At 45.3% G+C, this 25156-nt stretch carries 25 protein-coding genes; 22 read left to right on the top strand and 3 right to left on the bottom strand.

What is annotated here, in order from left to right; genetic code table 11:
- The first annotated feature begins 12 nt into the window (after positions 1-12).
- From ICN17_RS00220 to ICN17_RS00210, 3 genes are all read left to right on the top strand, one after another.
- Complete coding sequence (locus tag ICN17_RS00220) at positions 13-777, top strand: class II aldolase/adducin family protein (RefSeq protein ID WP_216235543.1); 765 nt, start codon at positions 13-15, stop codon at positions 775-777.
- A 12-nt stretch (positions 778-789) separates the two neighbouring features.
- Positions 790-975 (top strand): 4-oxalocrotonate tautomerase, encoded by a 186-nt coding sequence (locus tag ICN17_RS00215; RefSeq protein ID WP_087909521.1) that lies wholly within the window; start codon positions 790-792, stop codon positions 973-975.
- 119 nt (positions 976-1094) lie between these two features.
- Positions 1095-2117 carry a 2-dehydropantoate 2-reductase gene (locus ICN17_RS00210; protein WP_216235540.1) on the top strand — a complete coding sequence of 341 codons (1023 nt, stop codon included), beginning with the start codon at positions 1095-1097 and terminating at the stop codon, positions 2115-2117.
- A 59-nt stretch (positions 2118-2176) separates the two neighbouring features.
- Here ICN17_RS00210 and ICN17_RS00205 read toward each other — a convergent pair whose 3' ends face one another.
- Positions 2177-3100: a LysR family transcriptional regulator gene (locus ICN17_RS00205; RefSeq protein WP_216235539.1), complete on the bottom strand. Its 924-nt coding sequence runs from the start codon at positions 3098-3100 to the stop codon at positions 2177-2179.
- Positions 3101-3235: 135 nt separating this feature from the next.
- On the opposite strand from ICN17_RS00205, the gene gcl reads away from it, so the two are divergent.
- The 3 genes from gcl to ICN17_RS00190 all read left to right on the top strand — a co-directional run bounded on the left by gcl (position 3236) and on the right by ICN17_RS00190 (position 6475).
- Positions 3236-5026, top strand: coding sequence for a glyoxylate carboligase (gene gcl, locus ICN17_RS00200; RefSeq protein WP_216235538.1), 1791 nt, complete (start codon positions 3236-3238; stop codon positions 5024-5026).
- A gap of 25 nt (positions 5027-5051) precedes the next feature.
- Positions 5052-5855 carry a hydroxypyruvate isomerase gene (gene hyi, locus ICN17_RS00195; RefSeq protein WP_216235537.1) on the top strand — a complete coding sequence of 268 codons (804 nt, stop codon included), beginning with the start codon at positions 5052-5054 and terminating at the stop codon, positions 5853-5855.
- Between the two features lie 155 nt (positions 5856-6010).
- Complete coding sequence (locus tag ICN17_RS00190; RefSeq protein WP_216235536.1) at positions 6011-6475, top strand: NUDIX hydrolase; 465 nt, start codon at positions 6011-6013, stop codon at positions 6473-6475.
- Here ICN17_RS00190 and ICN17_RS00185 read toward each other — a convergent pair.
- Positions 6464-9064, bottom strand: coding sequence for a [protein-PII] uridylyltransferase (locus ICN17_RS00185; RefSeq protein ID WP_216235535.1), 2601 nt, complete (start codon positions 9062-9064; stop codon positions 6464-6466). The genes ICN17_RS00190 and ICN17_RS00185 overlap by 12 nt on opposite strands.
- Positions 9065-9068: 4 nt before the next feature.
- Positions 9069-9905 carry a type I methionyl aminopeptidase gene (map, locus tag ICN17_RS00180; protein ID WP_216235534.1) on the bottom strand — a complete coding sequence of 279 codons (837 nt, stop codon included), beginning with the start codon at positions 9903-9905 and terminating at the stop codon, positions 9069-9071.
- A 269-nt stretch (positions 9906-10174) separates the two neighbouring features.
- Between map and rpsB the strand changes: the two genes are divergently transcribed.
- From rpsB to ICN17_RS00100, 16 genes are all read left to right on the top strand, one after another.
- Complete coding sequence (gene rpsB, locus ICN17_RS00175; protein ID WP_087909529.1) at positions 10175-10924, top strand: 30S ribosomal protein S2; 750 nt, start codon at positions 10175-10177, stop codon at positions 10922-10924.
- Positions 10924-11808, top strand: coding sequence for a translation elongation factor Ts (tsf, locus tag ICN17_RS00170; protein ID WP_216235532.1), 885 nt, complete (start codon positions 10924-10926; stop codon positions 11806-11808). The genes rpsB and tsf overlap by 1 nt, the downstream gene beginning before the upstream one ends.
- Before the next feature lie 187 nt (positions 11809-11995).
- The gene (gene pyrH / locus ICN17_RS00165) at positions 11996-12706 is read left to right on the top strand and encodes a UMP kinase (RefSeq protein WP_087909531.1); all 711 of its coding nucleotides are present in this window, start codon (positions 11996-11998) and stop codon (positions 12704-12706) included.
- A gap of 11 nt (positions 12707-12717) precedes the next feature.
- Positions 12718-13278 carry a ribosome recycling factor gene (gene frr / locus ICN17_RS00160; RefSeq protein ID WP_087909532.1) on the top strand — a complete coding sequence of 187 codons (561 nt, stop codon included), beginning with the start codon at positions 12718-12720 and terminating at the stop codon, positions 13276-13278.
- 25 nt (positions 13279-13303) lie between these two features.
- Positions 13304-14077, top strand: coding sequence for a polyprenyl diphosphate synthase (uppS, locus tag ICN17_RS00155; RefSeq protein WP_216235524.1), 774 nt, complete (start codon positions 13304-13306; stop codon positions 14075-14077).
- 18 nt (positions 14078-14095) lie between these two features.
- Positions 14096-14923 (top strand): phosphatidate cytidylyltransferase, encoded by an 828-nt coding sequence (locus tag ICN17_RS00150; protein WP_216235522.1) that lies wholly within the window; start codon positions 14096-14098, stop codon positions 14921-14923.
- Positions 14923-16113: a 1-deoxy-D-xylulose-5-phosphate reductoisomerase gene (gene ispC / locus ICN17_RS00145; protein ID WP_216235520.1), complete on the top strand. Its 1191-nt coding sequence runs from the start codon at positions 14923-14925 to the stop codon at positions 16111-16113. The genes ICN17_RS00150 and ispC overlap by 1 nt, the downstream gene beginning before the upstream one ends.
- Before the next feature lie 24 nt (positions 16114-16137).
- Complete coding sequence (locus tag ICN17_RS00140; protein ID WP_216235511.1) at positions 16138-17268, top strand: RIP metalloprotease; 1131 nt, start codon at positions 16138-16140, stop codon at positions 17266-17268.
- Positions 17269-17273: 5 nt separating this feature from the next.
- A complete protein-coding gene (gene bamA / locus ICN17_RS00135; RefSeq protein WP_370625954.1) occupies positions 17274-19613 on the top strand; it encodes an outer membrane protein assembly factor BamA in 2340 nt (779 codons plus the stop codon).
- A gap of 18 nt (positions 19614-19631) precedes the next feature.
- The gene (locus ICN17_RS00130; RefSeq protein WP_216235504.1) at positions 19632-20159 is read left to right on the top strand and encodes an OmpH family outer membrane protein; all 528 of its coding nucleotides are present in this window, start codon (positions 19632-19634) and stop codon (positions 20157-20159) included.
- 4 nt (positions 20160-20163) lie between these two features.
- A complete protein-coding gene (gene lpxD / locus ICN17_RS00125) occupies positions 20164-21231 on the top strand; it encodes a UDP-3-O-(3-hydroxymyristoyl)glucosamine N-acyltransferase (RefSeq protein ID WP_216235502.1) in 1068 nt (355 codons plus the stop codon).
- 41 nt (positions 21232-21272) lie between these two features.
- Positions 21273-21722 (top strand): 3-hydroxyacyl-ACP dehydratase FabZ, encoded by a 450-nt coding sequence (gene fabZ, locus ICN17_RS00120; RefSeq protein WP_216235500.1) that lies wholly within the window; start codon positions 21273-21275, stop codon positions 21720-21722.
- Positions 21722-22519 (top strand): acyl-ACP--UDP-N-acetylglucosamine O-acyltransferase, encoded by a 798-nt coding sequence (gene lpxA / locus ICN17_RS00115; protein WP_216235498.1) that lies wholly within the window; start codon positions 21722-21724, stop codon positions 22517-22519. The genes fabZ and lpxA overlap by 1 nt, the downstream gene beginning before the upstream one ends.
- A gap of 9 nt (positions 22520-22528) precedes the next feature.
- A complete protein-coding gene (gene lpxB, locus ICN17_RS00110) occupies positions 22529-23734 on the top strand; it encodes a lipid-A-disaccharide synthase (RefSeq protein WP_216235496.1) in 1206 nt (401 codons plus the stop codon).
- A complete protein-coding gene (gene rnhB / locus ICN17_RS00105) occupies positions 23731-24324 on the top strand; it encodes a ribonuclease HII (protein ID WP_216235494.1) in 594 nt (197 codons plus the stop codon). The genes lpxB and rnhB overlap by 4 nt, the downstream gene beginning before the upstream one ends.
- Before the next feature lies 1 nt (position 24325).
- Positions 24326-25150 carry an RNA methyltransferase gene (locus ICN17_RS00100; protein ID WP_216235493.1) on the top strand — a complete coding sequence of 275 codons (825 nt, stop codon included), beginning with the start codon at positions 24326-24328 and terminating at the stop codon, positions 25148-25150.
- Positions 25151-25156: the final 6 nt, after the last annotated feature.

Genomic DNA, 25156 nt, shown 5'->3' with positions numbered 1-25156 from the left:
ATCGCATTTGATATGAACCTACTAAAGCAAACATTCCATCTCAATTCAGAACACTGGGCTAGCTTAGGTCCAATTTCCGATCAAGAGAAGCGGGTCCGAATTGATTTAGCCACTGCTTATCAATTGGCGTATTTAAAAAATTGGGATGATGGTATTTACACGCATATTTCAGCTTCAGTCCCAGGCGAAGATGGCGCCTATCTGCTGAATCGATTTGGCTTGCGATTTAATGAAGTCACTCCGCAAAATTTAGTGAAGGTAAACCTTCAGTGCCAGATCTTGGCAGGAGAGGGGCCTGTAAATCAGACGGGATTTGCAATTCATGGCGCAGTCCATGCTGCACGCCATAATGCGAAGTGTGTATTGCATCTGCATGTAGATTCAGTAATCGCTATATCAGCCCAAACACAAGGTCTTTTGCCAATTTCACAGCATGCATTGCGTTTCTATGAAGATATGGCTTATCACCACTATCAAGGCCTGGCACTATCTTCTGATGAGCAAGCGCATTTAGTGAAAAGTTTAGGTAATAAAAAAGCAATCATTTTGCATAATCATGGCAGCATTGTGTGTGGAACGTCTGTTCAACAAGCCTTTTATCTGATGGATGTTTTAGATAAAGCCTGTAGGATCCAAGTTTTATCAGGATCTAGTACAGATTTGGTCCACCCATCTCAAAAGATTTGCGAATTAACTTATAAACAGCTTTGCAGTGATGGTGATGAAGAGGGTCAGCTTGAATGGCCTGCGTATCAAAGAATTTTGTTAGCCAGCTAAGAGGAGAAAACAATGCCATTAATTCAGGTGCAATTATTTGAGGGTCGCAGCGATGACGTTAAGCGCGAATATGCCAAGGCCATTACAGAGGCTGCGGTAAACATTATGGGTTGCACTGCAGCATCAGTTGATGTGATCTATCAGGACGTCAAAAAGTCCGACTGGGCAACTGCAGGAAAGTTGTGGAGTGATTCCTAGCTAGTAAAAGCGCACATATTCCCCATAGGAATATGTCATATTGCATCCCTGGTATTCACAACACTGAAGACTTTGCGGAAGATGCCCCTAATCTAATTTTTTATTTCTGAGGGGGCTGTATGAAAATCTGCGTCATTGGGGGTGGTGGAGCAATTGGTGGCTATTTAGCCGCTAGGTTAGCTAGAGCAGGAAATCAAGTAACCGTTGTGGCTAGAGGTAAAACCTTAGAGGCTATCCATAAAAATGGCATAACCCTTTTCATGGAAGATGAGCCCCGTCCGATTGTTGCTCGTGTCACTGCAGTAGAGAAAATTCGTGATGCTGGCACACCAGACGTTGTCATCTTGGCCGTTAAAGCACATCAAATCGAGCCTATCGTCGATGACTTAGCCAGCATCGTTGGTCCTGAGACGGTTGTTATCCCGATGCAGAACGGTATTCCTTGGTGGTATTTCCAAAAGCTGCCGGGCCAATTTGAAGACTTGCCAGTAGAGACGGTAGATGCTGGTGGACAGATTATGAAAAAAATTAATCCACGCAATGTGATCGGTTGCGTTGTGTACCCAGCTACTTATGCTGAATCTCCAGGCGTTATTCGTCATGTTGAGGGCAATCGTTTCCCATTGGGTGAGCTTGATGGTTCTCAGTCTGAACGTATTCAAAAAATTTCTCAGGTGATGGCCGATGCTGGCTTTAAGTCCCCGATCTTAGAAGACATTCGCTCAGAAATTTGGCTCAAGCTTTGGGGCAATATGACTTTTAATCCGATTAGCGCACTCACCCATGAGCATCTTGAGGGAATTTGCAAAAATCCTCTGACTAAGGATTTAGCGCGCTGCATGATGCAAGAGGCGCAAACTATTGCCGAAAAGTTGGGTGTTGTATTTCGAGTAGATATCGAGAGAAGAATTTCTGGAGCGGAAAAGGTCGGCAAGCATAAAACATCGATGCTTCAGGATCTTGAGGCTGGCAATAGCTTAGAAATTGATGCCTTGCTTGGCTCGGTGATTGAGCTTGGACACATCACCAAGACACCAATGCCTTGTTTAAGTACAGTATTTGCCTTAACGAAGCTGTTAAATACTAAGGTTCAAACCTCACAAGGTAGATTAGCACTACCCGAACTTGCTCTCGAGCACTAGTTCCAAAGAAGTCCTGCAGTTCTATGTTGTGTTTTCCCGTCTTCATGACGGGATTTTTTTTATTCAGACTTTGCTGCGGGCAATCCTTTCCACCACTCTCCTTTAAATTGGCCTTGAAGCCAATCAATGCATCGACTCACTTTAGTCGGCACATGCTTGGGGGATGAGAACACTGCATGAATTTCTTGGCTTGGTAAGGACCAATCTTCAAGGATAGGTTTCAATATCCCATCTTTGATGGACTGATGAGCAACGTAAGAGGGCAGGGCAGCTAAGCCCATGCCGGCTCTTGCGGCAGATAAGATCGACGAGAGGTTGTTGGATGTGAATGGCCCTTTCACCTCAATAGATTCCGACTGGCCTGATTTACCGGTGAAATTCCAGCGATGGTCAGCCTGAACGGTGGAATAGATGAGTGCCCGGTGTCGCTGAATATCTTCCGGTGCCTGGGGTACGGAATGATCGTTCAGATATTGTGGGGTAGCTACCAAGACCCAGGGATTAGTCCCCAAAAATCTAGAACCCAGAGAAGAGTCAGGCAGTCGCCTCATACGGATTGCCAAATCAACGCCTTGTTCTACTAGATTGATATATCGATCATCCATATTGAGATTAACTTCTAGTTCTGGATGTTGAGACATAAATTCGAGAATCGAAGGCGTTAGCACCCGACGCCCAAAAGCAACAGAGGAGCTTATCGTTAACTTCCCACGCACTTTTGATTGCATCAATGAGGCAATGTCATCAGCCTCTTCAATCTCACGGGCAATCAGCTTGCACTTTTCGTAATAAACCTTCCCGATTTCGGTAGGGGTCACTCCGCGCGTGCTGCGATGCAGCAATAATGCCCCCAGACGCTTCTCCATCGAGGCAACAAATTTGGTGGCAGTAGGCTGAGTAATGCCAAGGTCTTCAGCAGCTTTGCTAAATGAGCCCGTTTCCACTACTCGAATAAAGAGGGATATGCCTTGTACGCGATCCATTCAGGGGGTTTTTCCAGTGGCGATATATTATTTTTACACTATTCCATGGCGGAATACTAGATATAGATTTGGTGAGGTTCTCAATAGGGATGAATTTGAGGATGATTCGTCCATATCTATACGAGGAGATGATTCATGGCAAAGATGAAGGCGGCAATGGCAGCAGTGTTGGTGATGGAAAAAGAAGGCGTTACTCAAGCCTTTGGCGTCCCAGGAGCTGCAATTAATCCCTTATATGCCCAAATGCGCGAGCGTCAGTCGATTGCTCACGTATTAGCAAGGCACGTAGAGGGCGCCTCTCATATGGCAGAGGGCTACACCAGAGCTGCCCCAGGAAATATCGGCGTATGTATTGGTACCTCAGGCCCAGGCGGCACAGATATGATTACTGGCTTGTATTCTGCACAGGCTGATAGCATTCCAATTTTATGCATTACTGGCCAAGCGCCACGCGCTAAGTTGCATAAGGAAGATTTCCAGGCGGTGGACATTGCCTCGATCGCTAAACCTTTAACCAAGATGGCTGTTACTGTTCTTGAGCCAGCATTGGTTCCTCGAGTTTTTCAGCAAGCATTTCATTTAATGCGTTCAGGCCGTCCTGGTCCGGTATTGATCGATTTGCCAATTGATGTGCAGATGGCGGAGATTGAATTTGATATCGACACCTATGAGCCATTGCCTGCCTATAAGCCACAGGCAACTCGTAAGCAGATTGAAAGAGCGCTTGAAATGCTCAATGAATCTGAGCGTCCATTGATTGTTTCTGGTGGTGGCGTGATTAATTCTGACGCTTCAGATCAGTTGGTTCAGTTTGCAGAAATTACTGGTATTCCTGTTATCCCAACATTGATGGGCTGGGGCTCAATCCCTGATAGCCATCCTTTGATGGCCGGTATGGTCGGTTTGCAAACATCACATCGCTATGGCAATGCCACCATGTTGGCCAGTGATTTTGTTCTGGGTATCGGTAACCGTTGGGCGAATCGTCATACTGGTTCAACTGAGGTTTACTGTAAAGGCCGCAAGTTTATCCACGTTGATATTGAGCCTACCCAAATTGGCAGAATCTTTACTCCTGACTTTGGTATCGTGTCCGATGCGAAAGCTGCATTAGACTTATTCATTGAAGTTGCGACAGAAATGAAAAAAGCTGGCAAGCTCAAAGATAGATCAGAGTGGGCAGCCGAGTGCTTGGGTAGAAAAAATTCTATCGACTACCAGCGCAAGACAAACTTCAACGAGTCTCCAATGAAGCCGCAGCGCGTGTATCAAGAGATGGTTCAGACATTTGGCGAAGATGTTACCTATGTGAGCACTATCGGTTTATCGCAAATTGCTGGCGCTCAATTCTTAAAAGTATTTAAACCGCGCCATTGGATCAACTGTGGCCAAGCAGGCCCATTAGGCTGGACAGTGCCAGCGGCTTTGGGTGTTCGTGCTGCTGATCCAACTCGTAAGATCGTGGCTCTCTCAGGCGACTATGACTTCCAGTTCATGATTGAAGAGTTAGCTGTTGGTGCGCAGTTTAAGTTGCCATTCATCCAAATTTTGGTGAATAACAGTTATCTTGGATTGATCCGTCAAGCGCAACGTGGTTTTGAGATGGATTACTGCGTGCAATTAGCCTTTGATAACGTCAATATTCCAGAAAGTGCTGGCATCGTTAAAGGTTACGGTGTTGATCACGTGAAAGTGGTTGAAGGACTTGGTTGCAAAGCTATTCGAGTAGAGCGCGAAGATCAATTGGCTCCAGCGATTGCCCAAGCCGAAGCATGGATTACTGAATTTAGAGTGCCGGTAGTCGTTGAGGTAATTCTTGAGCGTGTTACCAATATTGCGATGGGAACAGAGATTGATAGCGTCAATGAGTTTGAGCCTGTCGCCAAATCTATCGAAGATGCACCAGTTGCAGTGCTGCAGTCTTAATTGATCCATAAATAGGGAATATTGAATGCCTCGTTTCTCAGCTAACCTCAGCATGCTCTTTACGGAGGATGCATTCTTAAACCGTTTTGCGCTTGCTCGGGTTGGTGGCTTTAAGGCTGTCGAGTTTTTATTCCCTTATGGATTCTCCAAGGAAGAAATTAAGTCTTGCTTAGATACTTATGCACTGAAGTTGGTTTTGCATAATTTGCCAGCTGGCGATTGGGATGCGGGTGAGAGAGGTATTGCATGTCATCCTGACCGCGTACCAGAGTTTCGTGCTGGGGTAGATAAGGCTATTGAATACGCTACCTTTTTAAATGTTGGTCAGTTAAATTGTTTGGCAGGTAAGGCGCCTGCTGGCGTTGACGCTCAAACACTGCGCGACACTTTTGTCGGTAATTTAAGGTATGCAGCAGAAAAGTTAAAAAAAGCCCATCTGAATCTATTAATTGAGCCTATTAATACTTACGATATTCCTGGATTCTATTTATCCAGAACCCAGCAAGCAATTGAAATCATGGATGAAGTAGGTGCAGATAATCTTTACTTGCAATACGACATCTACCACGCACAGCGCATGGAAGGTGAGTTAGCAAACACCATGCAAAAATACTTGTCCAGAATTGGACATATTCAGTTAGCAGACAATCCTGGACGTAACGAGCCAGGTACTGGCGAAATTAACTATGACTTCCTATTTGGATTCTTGGATAAGATCGGCTACCAGGGATGGATTGGTTGTGAATACAAGCCTCTCAAGAACACTGCTGCAGGCCTAGCTTGGATGGGGAAGTATGAGCAGTCTCATCAAGAGATGGCGTTCATATAACTAAGTCTTAGGACTTTCCTGTAAGGTTTTTAGTCTGAATGTCTGCAGGCAACTTTGCCTGCAGTAAGGAGCGGTGTAATCCACTTCTTACAATAGTTTCAGGTATTCCTTTTTCAGTATGCTCGATAAGCTCATATTTTTTGGGTTAAGAAATTATGGGCAATCAAAATATCAGTTCCGCTTTACAGTTGATTATGCAATCTGGTAATCCTTACTCTCGATCCAATCAAGTCGGCCACATTACTGCAAGCGGTTTAGTTATTAAAGATGACAAAGTTTTACTCATCTTCCATCCCCATATCAAATCCTGGTTTCAACCTGGCGGCCACATTGATGAAGGTGAGTCACCTTTTGAGGCAGCTATTCGCGAGGTATATGAAGAAACTGGTTTTAGGTGCCTTTTGGACTCGAGCGGCCTTGATCCGTTAGATATCGATATTCATGAAATCCCTGCCAATCCCCAGAAGGGCGAAGATGCTCATTTACATATAGACCTCCTTTATCGCCTAAAGCTCATTGGAGAGGAGAAATCTCCAGAGGATATTGCTTTCGATTGGTTTTCTTTTGAACAAGTGCAAAGCGCCCGCATTCGAAGGGCCTTGGTTAAGCTAGGTTCCTAAGGCTTCAAGCAACTCCGTTTCTAGCTGGATCTGTAGTTTTGGATTCTTACCTAGGTTCGCTGCATCAAGCAGCAATACATCTTCCACTCGCTCACCCAGTGTATTGATTCGTGCGGTATGGATCGATACTTGATGTTTCGCTAGCACTCTTGAGATGGTGTAGAGGAGGCCTGTGCGATCGCTAGCAGATAGTGCGAGTGTGTAATATTGGCCGCGTTCATCAGGAACCATATGGACACGTGGCTGGATCGGAAAGATGCGCGACTGTCTCGATAGGCGACCCATACTTGGGTTGGGTAATGGATCGGCATTCGTTAAAGCAGCGCTTAATTCAAATTCCACTAGTTGAATAATGTCGCGATAGCTGCCGCCCTCATCCACTAAATTACTTCCTGAGATTTGGAAGGTATCTAAAGCGTAACCATGACGAGTGGTATGAATACGTGCATCCCAAATTGAGAATCCATGTTTTTCAAAGTAGGCGCAAATTCTGGCAAAAAGATCTTCTTGGTCTTTAACGTATACGGCGACTTGCAAGCCCTCACCAATTGGTGACAGTCTTGCACGTACTACAGGTTGATCGCTATTCGCTTTGTTATAGAGATGGCGAGTTAACCAGGCAATGTCTGATGAATCCTGTCTTAAGAAGAAGGCGACATCTAACTGTCTCCATAAATCCTCATAAGCTTCATCGTTAATGCCATAGAGACGTAATTTTGCTTTCGATTCCTCTTGGTGCTGCGCGAGTTCTGAAGAGGCGTCAGGTTTAGCGCCACCTAAAACTCGTAATGTAGCGCGATAGAGGTCTTCTAGGAGTTTGCCTTTCCAGGCATTCCAGACCTTAGGACTCGTGCCACGGACATCTGCTACGGTTAATAAGTACAGGGCGGTGAGATGGCGTTCATCTCCCACCTTTTTAGCGAATGCTTTAACCACATCTGGGTCAGTAATGTCTTGCTTCTGAGCTGTCTGGCTCATATTGAGATGCTCGGCAACTAACCATACCAATAACTCAGTATCTTTCTTATCTAAGCCATGATCTTTGGCAAACTTTCGCATGTCTGCTTTACCAAGTTGCGAATGGTCTCCGCCACGTCCTTTGGCAATGTCATGAAAGAGTGCGGCGATGACTAGTAGCCAAGGCTTTTCAAAGTGGGCAATCAGACTGCTGCAGAATGGAAATTCATGGGTATGTTCAACCACCATGAAGCGACGCACATTTCTCAATACCATCAAGATGTGTTGATCAACTGTGTATACATGAAATAAGTCATGCTGCATCTGACCAACAATTCTTCTGAAGGCCGGAAGGTAGCGACCCAAGACGCTGCTGCGATTCATCAGGTGAAATGCGCGGCTTACGCCTTCTGGCTGCTTGAGTAGCTCCATAAAGAGCGCTTTATTTACAGGGTCAGCACGCCATTTACTATCCATTTTTTGGCGTACGTTATATAGCGCTCTAAAAATGGTTGCTGAAAGACTCTTGACGTTAGATGTTTGGGCAAACACCAGGAAGGTGCGCAGAATCTGGTCGGGATGTTTCTGGTAAAGCTGGGGATCGGTAATATCTAAAACACCTTGCCGCTCAATAAAATGCTCGTTACCTTCACCAGGAATAGGGCGCGTCGTTTTCGACTCTTTTGGAAAGAGAAGTGCTTCAATGTTTTGTAAAAGTACGTCGTTTAACTGAGTCACAGCTTTAGCAGCCCAGTAGTAGCGACGCATGATTGCCTCACTGGCTTCGCGCGGTGATTCTTGCTCGATACCCATCGTTTTCGCTAAGGCAGTTTGCAAATCAAACACTAATACATCTTGTCTTCTTCCGGCCAGTAGATGAAGGTTGGCTCTCAGTGTCTCTAGAAAACGCTGATTACGGTTGAGCTCAGTTAACTCACGTTGGGTAACTAAGCCTGCTTCATTGAGATCCTTAAAAGTATTGCCCAGTAGTGCTGCTTTACTGACCCAGGAAATGACTTGTAGATCACGTAATCCACCAGGACTCTCTTTGCAATTAGGCTCCAGCGAATAGGGCGTGTTCTGATATTTATAGTGACGCTGTATTTGTTCTGCCAATTTAGCTTGGAAGAAGGCCTTAGGATCCATGGCGCCTTCGAAAGCTTTGGCAAATTCTTTAAAGAGTTGTTTTTTACCGCACAAAAAGCGAGCTTCAAGCAAAGAAGTTCGTACCGTAATATCTTGCTCTGACTCTGAGGTGCATTCAGCCACTGTTCTTACCGAAGATGCTATCTCTAGACCAGTGTCCCAGCAGTTGGCAACATACTGCTCAACCTTCTTTGATACTGCTCGTGCTAAGTCCTCTTCGGAGGGCAACAAAACTAGAATATCAATATCTGAATAAGGAAATAATGCGCTTCTACCGTATCCACCAACTGCAATTAAAGTAGCGTTATTATTTAAGCCGCAATCATTCCAGATTTGAATGAGAAGCTGATCTGTGACTTTGCTTAACTGCTTGATGAGTTTGCCAACAGCTTGGGTTTTTTTAAACTCAGTGTATGCAATTTCTCGTGCAGCGCGCAGACTTGCTGCATCGGTGATCTTGTTTGGCGCTTGCTGCAAATCACTCATGGATTTAGGCGCTTGCTAGTGCTGGCCTGAAAGAAAGACCTTGGACACAATCAGGTGGCGGGTTGCTACCTTCTGACCAGGTTAAAACCTCCACACCGGTTTGCGTAACGAGCAAGGTGTGCTCCCACTGAGCAGATAAGCTGCGATCCTTGGTTTTTACAGTCCATTGATCAGGCATCGTACGAATATCTCGCTTACCAGCATTAATCATGGGTTCGATTGTGAAAGTCATCCCGGCTACAAGCTTTTCACCGGTGCCAGGTTTTCCGTAGTGAAGAATTTGTGGGTCTTGATGAAATACTTTTCCTATTCCATGGCCACAATATTCTCGTACAACTGAGTAGCCTGCTTTTTCAGCATGCGTTTGAATGACATGACCAATATCGCCAAGAGATGCGCCAGGTTTGACCTGAGCAATACCAAGCCACATGCATTCAAAAGTGATTTGGGTAAGACGTTTTGCCATGACCGAAACTTCACCCACCATAAACATGCGACTTGTATCGCCGTAGTAGCCATCGGGAGTAATCACTGTGATATCTAAATTCACTACATCACCAGTTTTTAAAACTTTGTCACCAGGAATACCATGGCAGATCACATCATTTACAGAGGTACAAATTGATGCGGGGAATGGGGGGTAGCCTGGGGGCTGATAGTTGAGTGGTGCCGGAATAGTCTTTTGAACATCACGCATGTATTCGTGGCAAATGCGGTCTAATTCGCCAGTGGTGACTCCAGGTTTGACGTGGGGTGCCACATGATCTAAAACTTCACTGGCTAAGCGGCCAGCTTCTCGCATCCCCAGGATGTCTTTTTCTGCGGTAAATACACTATTCATGCCTTGATTATCAACGACTTGGGCAGTTTTGGGGTGAGGATGACTGCTTAAAATTTAGGCAATTACTGCCTTTGAAGGGTCCCCAGGGGCATTTTAAGGCCCGTTACCCCAGGTTGAATCTGGGGTTAGGCTAGCTAGAGCATTGATATTTAAGCTATAATTTTGGTCTCAGGTCTATTTTGGACTTGAAATCGCGAGTTGAGCCTTCCAGGGTGGCGTTTTTTAGCGCAGCTAGGACTCAACTTTAGAACCAACCCTCAGGAGAAGTTATGTCAGTAACTATGCGTCAGATGCTGGAAGCCGGTTGCCATTTTGGTCACCAAACACGCTTCTGGTCCCCAAAGATGGCCCCATTTATTTTCGGTCATCGTAATAAGATCCACATCATCAACTTGGAAAAAACATTGCCAATGTTTCAGGACTCCCTGAAATTTGCAAAACAAGTTGCTGCTAATCGCGGCACGATTTTATTTGTTGGTACTAAGCGTCAATCACGCGAGATCATTGCTGAAGAGGCAACTCGTGCTGGTATGCCTTACATCGACAGCCGTTGGTTGGGTGGCACGCTCACCAACTTCAAAACTGTTAAAGGTTCCCTCAAGCGCTTGAAGGATATGGAAGTTGCTAAAGAAGCTGGCGACTGGGAAAAGCTTTCTAAGAAAGAGGCTTTGACTAATGACCGTGATCTCGACAAATTGCAAAAAGCACTTGGCGGTATTAAAGATTTGAATGGCGTTCCTGATGCGATTTTCGTAGTGGACGTTGGATATCACAAGATTGCTATTACTGAAGCTAACAAGCTCGGTATTCCAGTAATCGCCGTTGTAGATACCAACCACTCACCAGAAGGTGTTGATTACATCATCCCTGGTAACGATGACTCTAGCAAAGCTGTAACCCTCTATGCACGTGGTATTGCTGATGCAATCCTCGAAGGCAAAGCAAACTCTGTTCAAGAAATCTTGACTGCTGTTAAAGAAGGCGAAGAAGAGTTTGTTGAAGAAGGGAAGGCTGAATAATGGCCGCTATTACCGCTGCAATGGTTGGCGAGTTACGCGCCAAAACTGATGCTCCAATGATGGAGTGCAAAAAAGCATTGACCGAGGCTGATGGTGATATGGCACGTGCAGAAGAAATTCTGCGTGTAAAGCTTGGTAGTAAGGCTGGTAAAGCCGCTTCTCGTGTAACTGCTGAAGGTATCGTTGCCTCATCTATCAATGGCACTACTGGTGCTTTGCTTGAAGTGAACTGCGAGACTGACTTCGTTTCTAAGAACGATGACTTCTTGGCGTTTACAAACGAGTGCGTTAAGTTGGTTGCTGAAAAGAATCCTGCTGACGTCGCTGCTTTGTTGGCATTGCCAATGAATGGTCAAACTGTTGATGAAGTTCGTAGCGCATTGATCGGTAAGATCGGCGAGAACATCATGCCGCGTCGCTTTAAGCGTTTTGCTGGTAGTAGTAAGTTGGTTTCCTATCTGCATGGCACACGCATTGGTGTGATGGTTGAGTTCGAAGGTGATGAGACTGCCGCTAAAGACGTGGCAATGCATATTGCTGCGATGAAGCCAGTGGCTCTATCTACAGCCGATGTTCCTGCTGAATCTATTGCGATTGAGCGCAGCGTTGCTGTTCAAAAAGCTGCTGAATCTGGCAAACCACCAGAGATCGTTGAAAAGATGGTTGAAGGCTCAATTCAAAAATACCTCAAAGAGGTTTCTTTATTGAACCAAACTTTCGTGAAGAATGATAAGCAAACTGTTGAGCAAATGCTCAAGGCTGCAAATACAACAATCAAGGGCTTCACTATGTTTGTTGTAGGCGAGGGCATTGAGAAGCGTCAAGACGACTTTGCGGCTGAAGTTGCTGCTCAGGTAGCTGCTGCCTCTAAAGCTACTGCTTAATTATCTGTTTTGGGGTTCTCCCCAGATGGTCTGTATTACCCCAAAAGGGCATAGAAACCTGAGTTTCTATGCCCTTTTGTTTGATCTTTCCCAAGCCCTTTATAATTTGGCGGAGATATTAAAAAGTGCTTAAAGATCAATAAGCTAAGTAAGCAAATTACTTGGCAAATTACGGAAAAATAAAAACATGCCAGCCTACAAACGTGTCCTCCTCAAATTATCTGGTGAAGCCCTGATGGGGGATGATGCTTTTGGCATCAATCCAGTCACAATTGATTCCATGGTTTCGGAAATTGCTCAGGTAGTCAGTAGCGGTGTGGAATTGGCAATCGTGATTGGTGGCGGAAATATCTTCCGTGGAGTTGCTGGAGGCGCTGCAGGCATGGATCGTGCTACTGCAGACTACATGGGTATGTTGGCAACTATGATGAACTCTCTTGCTTTACAAGATGCATTGCGTCAAAAAGGAGTTGAGGCACGGGTGCAATCTGCGCTCCGCATGGATCAAGTGGTTGAACCCTATATTCGTCCGCGTGCTATTCGTGCAATGAGCGAGGGTAAGGTCGTCATTTTTGCTGCTGGTACAGGTAACCCATTCTTTACTACTGATACTGCAGCTGCTTTGCGTGGTGCTGAGATGGGTGTTGATGTGATGCTCAAAGCCACCAAGGTTGATGGCATCTATAGCGCTGATCCAGTCAAAGATCCAACTGCTACGCTTTACAAGACTATTACTTTTGATGAAGCAATCATCAAAAACTTACAAGTGATGGATGCAACTGCATTTGCATTGTGTCGTGATCGTAAATTACCAATCAAAGTGTTTTCGATTCTGAAGCCAGGCGCACTCATGCGCGTAGTGCAAGGTGAATCTGAGGGTACTTTGGTACACGTTTAATAGGAGGTCTGATGTCTGCAGCAGAAATTAAATCCACAACCGATCAAAAGATGCAAAAGTCTCTTGAGTCTTTGAAGAGTAGTTTGGCAAAGATTCGCTCGGGACGTGCTAATCCCGGAATTTTGGAGCACATTCAGGTGGAGTACTACGGCAATCCAACTCCTTTGAGCCAAGTTGCTAGCCTGGGTTTGGCCGATGCGCGTACTATCAATGTTCAGCCATTTGAAAAAACAATGGTTGCTGCGGTCGAAAAAGCAATTCGCGATTCTGATTTGGGTTTAAATCCAGCATCACAAGGTACCGTGATCCGCGTACCAATGCCTGCTTTGACTGAAGAGCGTCGTCGTGAACTTACCAAAGTGGTGAAGAGCGAAGGTGAAGATGCCAAGATTGCGGTGCGCAATTTGCGCCGTGATGCTAATGAGCATTTAAAGCGCCTCACTAAGGATAAAGAAATTTCCGAGGATGATGAGCGTCGTGCGACTGATGATATTCAGAAGATGACAGACAAAGCAGTTGTCGATATCGATAAGATCATCTCTGAAAAAGAAAAAGAGATCATGACGGTTTAAGGACCCGATTGAATTTTTACTTCTTATGACCCAGCACCTTAGCTCAACCAAGGATATTCCAGAGGTAAGCGCCATTCCTCGCCACGTGGCGATCATCATGGATGGTAATGGTCGCTGGGCTAGTAAACGTATGATGCCCCGAGTCGCGGGTCACTCTGAAGGTTTGGGGTCTGTGCGCAAAATTGTTCAAGAATGTCGTCGAATTGGTGTTGAATACTTAACAGTATTTGCATTTAGTTCAGAGAACTGGCGTCGTCCACCTGAAGAAGTGGGCTTTCTGATGAAGTTGTTTCTTAAATCGCTTAAGGGTGAAGTTTCCCGTCTTGCTGAAAACGATATCCGCTTACGTTTGATTGGGGATTTAAGTCGTTTCGATGGTGCTATTCAGGAGATGGTGCGGTTCTCTGAAGAAAAGACTGCGGGCTGCAACGCGCTGACTCTGACCATTGCAGCAAACTACGGTGGTCGCTGGGATATTCTGCAAGCAATGAGTAAGTGCTTGGCTGCTAACCCGAACTTAAAGCCTCAGGATGTCAGTGAGGATCTACTACAGCCTCATCTTTCGATGGCTTATGCTCCAGAGCCAGATTTATTTATTCGTACTGGTGGTGAGCAGCGTATTAGTAATTTCTTATTGTGGCAATTAGCCTATACAGAGTTATATTTCACGGACGTTTTGTGGCCAGACTTTGATGAGGCTGAACTTCATAAAGCATTTGATTGGTTTGGTCAGCGTGAGCGTCGTTTTGGGCGTACTAGCGCTCAACTTGCATCGCAAGTCCTATGCGATCCGGTTTAATTACTCAAGCTATCTAAAATGTTGAAAACCAGAATCATTACTGCCCTTGTTTTGTTGGCAGTATTTTTGCCAACCTTATTCTTGTTGCCCGCGGTATACATCGGCGCTTTCTTCTTGGTGGCTTTATTAGCGGCTGCTTGGGAGTGGGGTCGCTTGTTGACGCCACAGTCAGCTCGGGCAGCGTGGCTCTATGCATTGTTCTGCCTGGCTATTATTTTGCTCTTGCTTGGTATGCAAAATGCCTCTTGGCAATTTGGGTTACTGCTTTTAGCAGTTCTCTTTTGGTTCCTTATTGCACCATTTATATTGGCTAGGGGCATGAACCTTTCTTTGCAAAAGTTACGCCCCTTCTATGTAGTTATTGGATTGATTCTCTTGCCAGCAACTTGGTTTTCATTAGTTTTCTTGCGTGAGCTAGGTTTAACGTTTTTGTTGACTAGTATCGCTTTGGTTTGGGTGGCAGATATTGGGGCTTACTTTGTTGGTAAGGCGTTTGGAAAACATAAATTAGCCATACAAATCAGTCCAGGAAAATCAATTGAAGGCGCTCTTGGCGGTCTAGTACTTTGTTATGGCTACGCCTTAATTTGCGTAATCTATTTACCTTTTGAATCTACCCTGTTTGGTGCTTGGGCGATTCGGTTTGGCTGGGTGCCAATGTTTTTGATGGTGACTGTACTGACTGCTTTTAGTATCTTTGGAGACCTATTTGAGTCTCAGTTAAAACGTTTAGCTGGAGTGAAAGACAGTAGTCAGTTATTGCCGGGACATGGCGGTGTCCTTGATCGGGTAGATGCTTTAATTCCAGCTATGCCGATTGCAGCATTATTGGCGGGATTCGTCTGATGACAATAAAGCAAGTTGCTATTCTGGGATCTACCGGTTCTATCGGTGTTAATACGCTAGATGTGATTCGCGCTCATCCGGAGCGGTTTAAGGTAGTCGCACTGACGGCAAGTAAACAAGTCGATCGATTGGCACAGCAGTGCGCAGAATTTAAGCCTGCAATTGCAGTACTTGCTGACGCTGATGGAGCAGCTCGTCTAGAGAAGTTATTGCGCGATCAGAACATCAATACCCAAGTGCTTTATGGCCCTCAGGCTTTAGTAACTGCAGTGACCGACTCCGGGTGTGACACCGTGATGGCTGCCATAGTAGGCGCGGCAGGCTTGGTGCCTACCTTGGCTGCAGCTAAGGCAGGTAAAAGAGTCTTGCTAGCAAACAAGGAAGCATTAGTCATGTCTGGCAATCTGTTCATGCAAGCTATGAAACAGGGTGGCGGCGAGTTGCTGCCCATCGATAGCGAGCACAATGCAATCTTTCAGTGTCTACCGAACCAATATACGAAAGCGCCATCACCAGGTTTGGGTGTTGAGGAGCTTTGGTTAACTGCTTCCGGTGGTCCATTTCGTAATACTCCATTGGATCAATTGGGGGGTATTACGCCTGAGCAAGCCTGCGCCCATCCAAACTGGGTAATGGGCAGAAAAATTTCCGTTGATTCAGCAACCATGATGAATAAAGGTCTTGAAGTGATTGAGGCTTTTTGGCTATTCGGCTTGTCTTTAGAAAAAATTAAAGTGTTCATTCATCCGCAAAGCGTAGTGCATTCCATGGTGCGCTACCGAGATGGCTCTGTGATTGCTCAATTAGGTCAACCTGATATGCGTACTCCAATTGCTTATGGTTTAGCATGGCCCGAGCGAATTGATGCGGGTGTTGCTCCATTAAGCCTGACCCAATTAGCGGCGTTGAGTTTTAACGAGCCAGACTTAGCTCGCTTCCCTTGTTTGTCTCTAGCATTTGCCGCTGCAAAAGTAGGGGGCACAGCGCCCACTGTTTTGAATGCAGCTAATGAGATTGCGGTGGCAGCATTTTTGGATGAAGGCATGCCTTATTTGCAAATCCCTAATGTAGTTGAGAAAACACTCAGCGCTATACCCGTATCAAACGCAGACTCAATCGAATCTATTTTGGAGATTGATGCGCAAGCTAGAACGGTAACGCGTGATTTCATTAAAACTTTCAACTCTTAATTTAAAAAGTCATTAGGAATTTATTTGCAGGCACTTATTACTCTTGCTGCATTTTTAGTCACCCTGGGTGTACTCGTGAGTTTTCATGAGTTTGGACATTTTTTAGCAGCGCGCTTGTGTGGTGTACGTGTACTTCGCTTCGCGGTTGGGTTTGGTAAACCCTTGTTTACCTATATTGCGAACAATAAAACAGAGTGGGTTCTCGCTTCCATTCCCTTAGGCGGTTATGTGAAGTTGCTAGATGGGCGAGACCGTCAGCAAAAGATTACTGCTGCAGACCAATTAGAAGCATTTGATTACAAGCCGCTGTGGCAGCGGTCTTTGATTGTTGCAGCTGGCCCATTCGCCAATTTTTTCTTAGCGGTAGTTTTATTCGCCGTGATTTATATTTCTGGTGCACCACAATTACCTGCGATCCTGAAAGCGCCCCCTGAAAATTCAGTGGCCGCTAAATTGGGTGTTTTAGAGGGCGATCGTGTGATTGGTTGGCAGAGTCTACCGAGCTCAAATTCTGTGCCCATTTCTGGTGAATTTGAGCCCGTGCCTAGTTGGAATGCTTTGCGCTGGATTCTGTTGGATGCCCTTACCGCTGAATCTGGATTTTCCTTGGAAATGCAGAGCCCCTCTGGTAATAGCTACGTTAAGACCTTTTTGGCTTCGGATATGCCTCAGGCAAACCCGGAAAATGACCACATATTAGCCCTTGGTGTTCTGCCTAAGTCGCTGCCTCTGGCGGAGTGGACTGACTTGAAATTGGGGCCGGTTGACGCTATCGGGTTTGCAGCCGAGAGGGTATGGCTTATTACCAAGGTCTCGGTAAGGCTGATGGCTGGACTGTTTACCGGAAACACCTCCTTAAAGCAGCTCGGGGGGCCATTCAGTATTGCGGATATGGCGGGCAAGTCTGCTCAGGTTGGTTGGCAACCTTTTTTTGCATTTTTAGCACTTATGAGTATTAGTATTGGCTTGCTCAATTTGCTCCCGTTCCCGATGCTTGATGGGGGTCAGCTACTGTATGATGCATGGGAGTTAGTCGCTGGTAAGAGACTATCGATTTCAGTGCAAGAACAGTTCCAGAAAGTGGGCTTTCTACTGCTGATTTCCCTGTCTCTGCTAGCCTTGTTTAATGATTTACAACGCTATTTTTCGCCTTGAACTTTCTGATCTCACCTTTTCGTAGCGCATCCCGTCTGCTAGCCCAGCTTTTGTTGGTGATTTCTGCCGCACTCAGTTTGAATGTATATGCAGCTGAATCTTTCGTTGTTAGAGATATTCGCGTAGAGGGATTGCAGCGCGTTGAGCCAGGTACGGTCTTTAGTTATCTGTCTGTGCAGGTTGGAGATACTTTCACAGAAGATAAGGGTGGGGAAGCAATTAGGGCTTTATATAGCACTGGCTTTTTTAGAGACGTACAAATTCAGGCTCAGGGTAACGTTCTGATTGTGATTGTTGAAGAGCGCCCAACAATTTCTCGTATTGAATTTACGGGAATGAAGGAGTTTGACCAAGAGATTGTGAGAAAGTCATTGAAGGCCGTGGGTGTGTCAGAGGCACGTTTTTATGACAAGGCCTTAATTGATAAGGCCGAACAAGAGCTAAAACGTCAGTATGTTAGTAAGGGTATGTATGCAGCTGAAGTAGTAGCTACAGTTACCCCGCTTGAGCGTAATCAGGTAGCCATCTATTTTAATATTGATGAAGGTCCTGTTGCCAAAATTCAAGAGGTCAATTTCATTGGTAACGAGGCCTTTAGCGAGAGTACCCTCAAGGGTGAGATGCAACTTAAAACTGGCGGTTGGTTATCTTGGTATAGCAAAGATAACTTGTATTCCAAGCAAAAGCTGACTGCTGACCTAGAAGCAATTCGTTCTTACTATTTAAATCGCGGATATCTTGAGTTCGTAATCGAATCTACCCAGGTATCGATCACTCCGGATAAAAAAGGCATTTACCTTACTATCAGTATTAATGAGGGTAAAAAGTTCACAGTGAAAGATGTGCGTATCGCAGGCGAGGCTTTAGGTAAAGAGGCTGAGTTGATGCAGTTGGTTACTTTAAAGCCTGGCGATATCTTTTCTTCTGCCAAGTTGACAGAGAGTACCAAGGCTATCGCTGAGATTTTAGGTTCATATGGTTATGCTTTTGCAACCATTAATCCACAACCTGATATACGACGTGATAAGGCGGAAGTTGATTTAACTTTGGTAGTTGATCCGGGACGTCGTATCTATGTTCGTCAAGTGGCCATTTCTGGTAATGCAAAAACTCGTGACATTGTGATTCGTCGAGAAATGCGTCAGTTTGAAAGCTCTTGGTTTGATAGTGACAAGATCGATTTATCTAAAAAGCGCTTGGGTCGTATGGGTTACTTTACGGAAACCGATATCTCAACAGAGGATGTGCCTGGGTCACCGGATCAGGTGGATGTGAAAGTGAAGGTTACTGAAAAGCCTACTGGTGCAGTAACGATTGGTGCTGGTTTTTCATCTACAGAAAAGTTAATTCTATCGGCAGGTATTAATCAAGATAATGCATTTGGCACTGGTACGGCAGTTGGTTTAAATTTTTCTTTAGGAAAGATTAATCAAAATCTCACCCTATCAAATTACGACCCATACTTCACTGAAGATGGTATTAGTCGCTATACCGACCTTTTCTATCGGTCTTCAAAGCCTCTTTATTACGTTGGCGATACTAATTATCAAATTAAGTCGGTTGGCTCAAACATTAAGTTTGGTGTTCCTTACACTGAAGTAGATCGAATTTTCTTTGGAACGGGGCTTGAGGCTTATCAGATTCAAACCTCTTCGAATACTCCTCAACCGTATTTAACCTATGCTCAAAGCTATGGCATCGCGCCACCAGGCTATCCCGCAACACTAACTACTTATAATATTCCATTGACTGCAGGTTGGTCTCGTGATGGTCGAGATAGTGCCTTAATTCCGTCGACTGGTTCTTTGCAGCAGTTGACTGCAGAGGTAGGTACTCCCGCAGGCAATATGACTTTCTATCGTTTGTTTGGGCAGTACCAAAAGTACCATTCATTCTCAAAAGGAAATATTCTGTCCTTTAATGGTGAGGTTGGTTATGGTGAGGCCTACGGAAATAATCCATTCCCAATTACCAAAAACTACTATGTTGGCGGTATTGGTTCGGTCCGTGGATATTCGCCCGGATCGCTTGGACCACAGTTCTACAACACGACACTTGGCATTAATCAGCCAACGGGAGGACAATCGAAAATCGTCACTAATGTGGAATATACCGTTCCAGTTCCTGGGTCGGGAATTGATAAGACATTGCGTACTTTTGCGTTTATAGATGGCGGTAATGCTTTTGGGGAAAATATCAATCTCGTTTTGAGTTATTCTTACGGTTTGGGTATATCATGGATTTCACCCTTGGGACCGCTCAAGTTTAGCTACGGTATTCCGTATAAGCCGTATCCAACTGCTAACGTGCAGCGCTTACAGTTCCAGGTCGGTACAGCGTTTTAATTGTTTGAGGAAAGTTTTATGAAGTTTTATCATTTTTCTAAATGCATTCAAATCAGTTTAGTTGCTGCAATAGTGGCGATGATTGCACCACAAGTTTTTGCTCAGGATGCAGGGACGAGAATTGGCGCTGTCAATGTTGACAAACTGTTTAACGAATCTAATATTGCCAAACAAAGTCAGGCTAGAATTGAAAAAGATTTTTCTAAGCGCCAAAATGATATCAGAGAGGCCGCAGGAAAGATAAAAGCTGCAGCTGAAAAATTAGATCGTGATGCTGCCGTAATGAATGAAGCAGAGCGCATTCGTCGTCAACGTGATCTAGCTGAGCAAGATCGCGAACTGCAACGTAAGCAACGTGAGTTTACAGAAGACCTTAACCAAAGAAACTTTGAGGACCGCGCCAAGATTGCTGAGAAGGCCAATATTGCGCTCAAACAGGTTGCCGAGCAAAAAAAATTAGATATCATCGTCCAAGATCCTCCTTATGCTAATCCTAAGGTTGATGTTACTGATGAAATCATCAGGGTTTTAAATAGCCTAAAGTAAACTTATGCCTACTGCCATTGAGCTGGCCGAACAGTTTCAAGCAAGCTTGGTGGGGGAGGCCTCCACAGCATTTATCGGACTCGCCCCTCTAGAGCAGGCGCAGCCCAACCAAATCTCCTTTCTTTCTAATCCGCTGTATCGCCTGCAGGCGAGAGATAGCGCAGCGGGCGCATTGATTGTTAATAAAGCTGATTTAGAGTTCTTGCAGGCAAATCCGACTGAGAACACCTCTAAACGGGTTTACTTTGTCTCTCAAAATCCTTACGCAACTTTTGCCAGAATCGCTCAGTATTTTGCAAAAGCAAGTGCGCCAAAATATAGTCCAGGAGTCCATTCAAGTGCTGCAATAGATTCCACAGCAACGATTCCTGCTTCATGCCATATCGGCCCTTTTGTGCAGATTGGCCCTGGAGTAAAGCTAGGTGAGTGTGTGGCGATTTTAGGTAATACGAGCGTCGCAATGAATGCCGAGATTGCAAGCGATACGCTGATTTATCCATCGGTGTCTATTTATCATGAGACTCAAATTGGCGAGCGCTGCATTATTCACAGTGGTGCCGTCATTGGCGCAGATGGCTTCGGATTTGCTCCAGATTTTTCTGCTAGCGGTGGAGAGTGGGTCAAGATCCCGCAAACTGGTCGGGTAGTCATTGGTGATGATGTAGAGATTGGTGCATCAACTACGATTGACCGTGGTGCGATGAGTGATACCATGATTGGCGCTGGAACAAAAATAGATAATCAAGTACAAATTGCTCACAATGTTCTTATAGGCAAGTGCTGTGTAATTGCCGGATGCGCCGCTATTTCAGGTAGCACAAAAATTGGTAATTCCTGCATCATTGGCGGAGCAGCCAATTTTGCAGGACATCTTACTATTGCCGATAGAACCACCGTTTCGGGCAATACCTCCATCATTCGCTCTATTACTGAGCCAGGACAGCATTTCACGGGAGTTTACCCCTCGATGCCTCACAGTGCTTGGGAGAAAAATGCTGCCATTTTGCGTGGCCTAGATAAAATACGTCAACGCTTGCGTTTGTTGGATAAAAGCAAGCATTCAGAGTCATAAGGCTCTTGGCAATTTAATATTCACTTTTAAGCAGGTAATTTATGAGTAAAGCTAATGCGATCGATATCAATAAGATTCTGAAGTTATTGCCGCATCGCTATCCGTTTTTATTAGTCGATCGCGTGCTTGAAATTACTCCTCGTGAAACGATTACCGCTCTCAAGAATGTAACGATGAATGAGCCATTCTTCCAGGGGCATTTTCCAGATTTTCCAGTAATGCCGGGCGTTCTCATTATTGAAGCTTTGGCTCAGACTGCTGCCTTGCTGACTTTTTCAGAAGAGCGTGCAGAAGACGCTATCTATTACTTTGCTGGTATTGATGGTGCGCGTTTTAAAAAGCCAGTATTGCCAGGTGACCAGTTAATCATGACTGCCAAGCTAGAGCGCGGTCGTGCTGGCATCTATAAATTTTCTGTCCAGGCAACTGTAGATGGCGAGATTGCTGCCGAAGGAAATATTACCTGTGCAGTTCGTTCGAAAGGTACGTAATGAATCGGATTCATGCATCAGCCGTTGTTGATAGCAAAGCCGAACTGGCTGGCGATGTTGAGATTGGCCCGTATTCTGTTATCGGTCCCAATGTAAAGATTGGCGCTGGTACAAAAGTGGGCTCACATACCGTCATCGAGGGTTATACGACGATCGGTAAAGATAATCATTTTGCACATTTCGCCTCAATTGGTGGTGCTCCTCAGGATATGAAATATCGTGGTGAGCCTACTCAACTCATTATTGGTGATCGAAATACCATCCGAGAATTTACAACCATTCACACTGGTACGGCGCAGGATGTTGGCATCACTCGTATTGGTAGCGATAACTGGATTATGTCTTATGTGCATATTGCACATGACTGCCAAGTCGGTAATCACACTATTTTCTCTAGTAATGCTCAAATTGCAGGTCACGTCCAAGTGGAAGACTGGGCCATTATGGGCGGCATGTCTGGAGTTCATCAATTTGTCCGTATTGGACAGCATGTCATGCTTGGTGGGGCTTCTGTTTTGGTTCAAGATATTCCGCCGTTTGTCATTGCGGCTGGCGATAAGGCTACTCCACACGGTATTAACGTTGAGGGTCTAAAGCGCCGTGGGTTCTCCAGCGAAACAATTTCTGCATTACGTCAGGCCTATAAGGTTCTCTACAAAGATGGCCTAAGCTTTGAGGATGCTAAGGTAGAAATCAAAAAAATGATTACTGCAAATGCGACCGATGCTGCTACGACAGAAAAACTGACCCAGTTTCATGATTTCATTGCCGCCTCTACGCGCGGCATCATTCGGTAAGGTTCTGCTTTGTCTAAGTTAGCTTGTGTGGCTGGCGAACCCTCTGGTGATTTACTTGCTGCACCAGTACTTAGTGCTTTAAATCAAATTCCGCATATGGCTGGCTTAGAGGTTTATGGCATTGGGGGTCCTCGCATGCAAGCTGAGGGTATGCGCTCTGATTGGCCGATGGAGACCTTGAGTGTTCGGGGTTACGTTGAGGCAATTCAACAACTTCCCGCCATTCTTAAGCTTCGTAAAGAGCTCATCCAAAATCTGATGGCTGAGGGGCGCCCCGATGTTTATTTAGGAATAGATGCGCCAGATTTTAATTTAGGCGTTGAGCTGCAATTGCGTAAAGCAGGTATTCCAACTTTACATTTTGTCTCTCCTTCAATTTGGGCGTGGAGAGCAGGGCGTATTAAGAAGATTTCTCAAGCTGTCGAGCGAATGCTATGTATTTTTCCATTCGAAACTGAGATATACGATCGTGCAGGTGTGGCATCAACCTATGTAGGGCATCCTCTTGCAAGTGAAATTCCACTTGCGCCAAATGTAAATCAGGCTCGAGAAAAAATTACGAATATACAAAAGCTTCCCGGCAATGCGTTTGATGGAACGGTGATCGCCGTTTTACCAGGTAGTCGTAGTTCGGAGATTGAACTGATAGCGCCGATATTTTTTGAAACGATTGAGTTGCTAGCAGAACAGCTCAAGGGTCAAAAGCTCCATTTTTTAATTCCGGTAGCAACACCAAGACTGCGCGCCCCACTCGAAGAGCTCCTCATCAAGACTAAAGCCAAAAATCCGGATATTCAGATTCATTTACTTGATGGTATGGCGGATGAAGTATTAGAAGCCTCTGATGTGGTACTGATTGCCAGTGGCACAGCCACCTTACAAGCAGCTTTATGGAAAAAGCCAATGGTGATTTCTTATAAGGTGCCCTGGCTTACTGCGCAAATCATGAAGCGCCAAGGGTATTTACCTTATGTAGGATTGCCCAATATCTTATGTGGTGAGTTTGTAGTACCTGAGCTATTGCAATATGATGCTACTCCTCAAAAATTAGCCAAGGCATTACAGGAATGGCTCGATCATCCGGAAAAAGTTGCCGAGCTAAAAGCACGCTTTGCACAAATGCACGAGACACTTCGCCGACCAACTGGCCTTTTGGTTGCGCAAGCAGTTGCTCAAACCATTGCAAATAGTCGTCTGAAAAGAGTCAATTCGTGAGCCTGATTTGGGTCTGTGGTGTTGATGAAGCAGGACGTGGACCACTTGTTGGATCGGTAGTGGCAGGGGCAGTAGTGCTCGATCCTATGAATCCAATCGCAGGTTTAAAAGACTCCAAGAAGCTGACTCCTGCGCGTCGAGAATTTCTCTATGAACAGATCATGGAAAAGGCAAAAGCCTGGGGTCTTGGGGAAGCAAGTCCTGCAGAAATTGATGATATTAATATTTTGCAAGCCACGATGTTAGCGATGCGTCGTGCCGTTGAAGATTTAAGCGGCAGACTGGGCTCCTGGCCAGACAAGGCGCTGATTGATGGCAATCGTTGCCCTGAGTTACCAATACCCTCTGAAGCAATCATCAAAGGTGACTCTAAAGAGCAGGTGATTTCGGCAGCATCTATCATTGCAAAAGTAACGCGTGATCGCCAGATGCAAGAATTGCACAATCGCTATCCACAATATGGATTTGCGCAACACATGGGCTATCCAACTGAAGCTCACTTTGCAGCTTTAAAGGAGTTTGGTATCTGTGATGAGCATCGTAGAAGTTTTTCACCTGTACGAAAAGTTCTTGAGGGTATGGTGAACTAAGATGAACTTTGACCTCATTACCTCCAAAGAGAATCCTTTATTTAAGGAGATTCGTAATCTCCAAGCAACCGGTTCTAAAGGGCAGAAAGCAAGACTGGCTAGCGGTCAGGCTTTGTTAGAAGGTATTCATCTTGTGCAGACTTGGGTTGGTGATTCTGCTTTGAAGACCCTCCTTACCTCTGAGCGTGGTCTTCAGAATGTAGAAATCTCGCAGGCCGTCTATAAGCATATAGAAATATGTCCAGATTCCAAAGTTTATCAACTGGATAGCGCCTTATGGGATTTATTAAGTGATCTTGTGAATGCGCCACATATTGCGGGTCTACTAGATCTTCCAAAAGCTTATTTGACTCCGCCACAATCGATCGCAACATTGGATGGCGATGTTCTCATCTTAGATCGTATTCAGGATGCCGGTAATGTGGGTTCGATAATGCGTACTGCTGCAGCCGTAGGCTTTACTCAAGTCATTGCTATAACAGGTTGTGCGCATTTGTGGTCAAGCAAAGTTCTGCGTGCTGGGATGGGTGCACATCGCTTATTGGACTTATATGAGGGTTGGTCTAATCAACAAGTACTGAGTGCAGTAACTGCGCCGATGCTAGCAGCCACTGCAGATGCAGAAGAAGAACTCTTCTCACTCAAAAAAGATTTACTCCACCCAGTTGCCTGGATTATGGGTAGCGAGGGGCAAGGGGTTTCTGAAGATCTTCTCGCCCAGGCTAAAGGGGTCTCTATTCCAATTGACCCACGAGTTGAATCCCTCAACGTTTCTACCGCGGCAGCCGTCTGTTTATTTGAGACGATGCGTATCAGGCGCAGCTAAGTAAAA

The organism is Polynucleobacter sp. 73C-SIWE, assembly GCF_018882465.1.
In the GTDB taxonomy this organism is placed as follows: Bacteria; Pseudomonadota; Gammaproteobacteria; order Burkholderiales; family Burkholderiaceae; genus Polynucleobacter.
The sequence above is the reverse complement of the archived record's forward strand: the minus strand, read 5'-3'. Positions and strand labels throughout refer to the sequence as shown.

Coding starts and splice junctions, on each gene's coding strand:
- ICN17_RS00220 (WP_216235543.1), top strand. CDS start 13: ATGAACCTACTAAAGCAAACATTCCATCTCAATTCAGAACACTGGGCT.
- ICN17_RS00215 (WP_087909521.1), top strand. CDS start 790: ATGCCATTAATTCAGGTGCAATTATTTGAGGGTCGCAGCGATGACGTT.
- ICN17_RS00210 (WP_216235540.1), top strand. CDS start 1,095: ATGAAAATCTGCGTCATTGGGGGTGGTGGAGCAATTGGTGGCTATTTA.
- ICN17_RS00205 (WP_216235539.1), bottom strand. CDS start 3,100: ATGGATCGCGTACAAGGCATATCCCTCTTTATTCGAGTAGTGGAAACG.
- gcl (WP_216235538.1), top strand. CDS start 3,236: ATGGCAAAGATGAAGGCGGCAATGGCAGCAGTGTTGGTGATGGAAAAA.
- hyi (WP_216235537.1), top strand. CDS start 5,052: ATGCCTCGTTTCTCAGCTAACCTCAGCATGCTCTTTACGGAGGATGCA.
- ICN17_RS00190 (WP_216235536.1), top strand. CDS start 6,011: ATGGGCAATCAAAATATCAGTTCCGCTTTACAGTTGATTATGCAATCT.
- ICN17_RS00185 (WP_216235535.1), bottom strand. CDS start 9,064: ATGAGTGATTTGCAGCAAGCGCCAAACAAGATCACCGATGCAGCAAGT.
- map (WP_216235534.1), bottom strand. CDS start 9,905: ATGAATAGTGTATTTACCGCAGAAAAAGACATCCTGGGGATGCGAGAA.
- rpsB (WP_087909529.1), top strand. CDS start 10,175: ATGTCAGTAACTATGCGTCAGATGCTGGAAGCCGGTTGCCATTTTGGT.
- tsf (WP_216235532.1), top strand. CDS start 10,924: ATGGCCGCTATTACCGCTGCAATGGTTGGCGAGTTACGCGCCAAAACT.
- pyrH (WP_087909531.1), top strand. CDS start 11,996: ATGCCAGCCTACAAACGTGTCCTCCTCAAATTATCTGGTGAAGCCCTG.
- frr (WP_087909532.1), top strand. CDS start 12,718: ATGTCTGCAGCAGAAATTAAATCCACAACCGATCAAAAGATGCAAAAG.
- uppS (WP_216235524.1), top strand. CDS start 13,304: ATGACCCAGCACCTTAGCTCAACCAAGGATATTCCAGAGGTAAGCGCC.
- ICN17_RS00150 (WP_216235522.1), top strand. CDS start 14,096: ATGTTGAAAACCAGAATCATTACTGCCCTTGTTTTGTTGGCAGTATTT.
- ispC (WP_216235520.1), top strand. CDS start 14,923: ATGACAATAAAGCAAGTTGCTATTCTGGGATCTACCGGTTCTATCGGT.
- ICN17_RS00130 (WP_216235504.1), top strand. CDS start 19,632: ATGAAGTTTTATCATTTTTCTAAATGCATTCAAATCAGTTTAGTTGCT.
- lpxD (WP_216235502.1), top strand. CDS start 20,164: ATGCCTACTGCCATTGAGCTGGCCGAACAGTTTCAAGCAAGCTTGGTG.
- fabZ (WP_216235500.1), top strand. CDS start 21,273: ATGAGTAAAGCTAATGCGATCGATATCAATAAGATTCTGAAGTTATTG.
- lpxA (WP_216235498.1), top strand. CDS start 21,722: ATGAATCGGATTCATGCATCAGCCGTTGTTGATAGCAAAGCCGAACTG.
- ICN17_RS00100 (WP_216235493.1), top strand. CDS start 24,326: ATGAACTTTGACCTCATTACCTCCAAAGAGAATCCTTTATTTAAGGAG.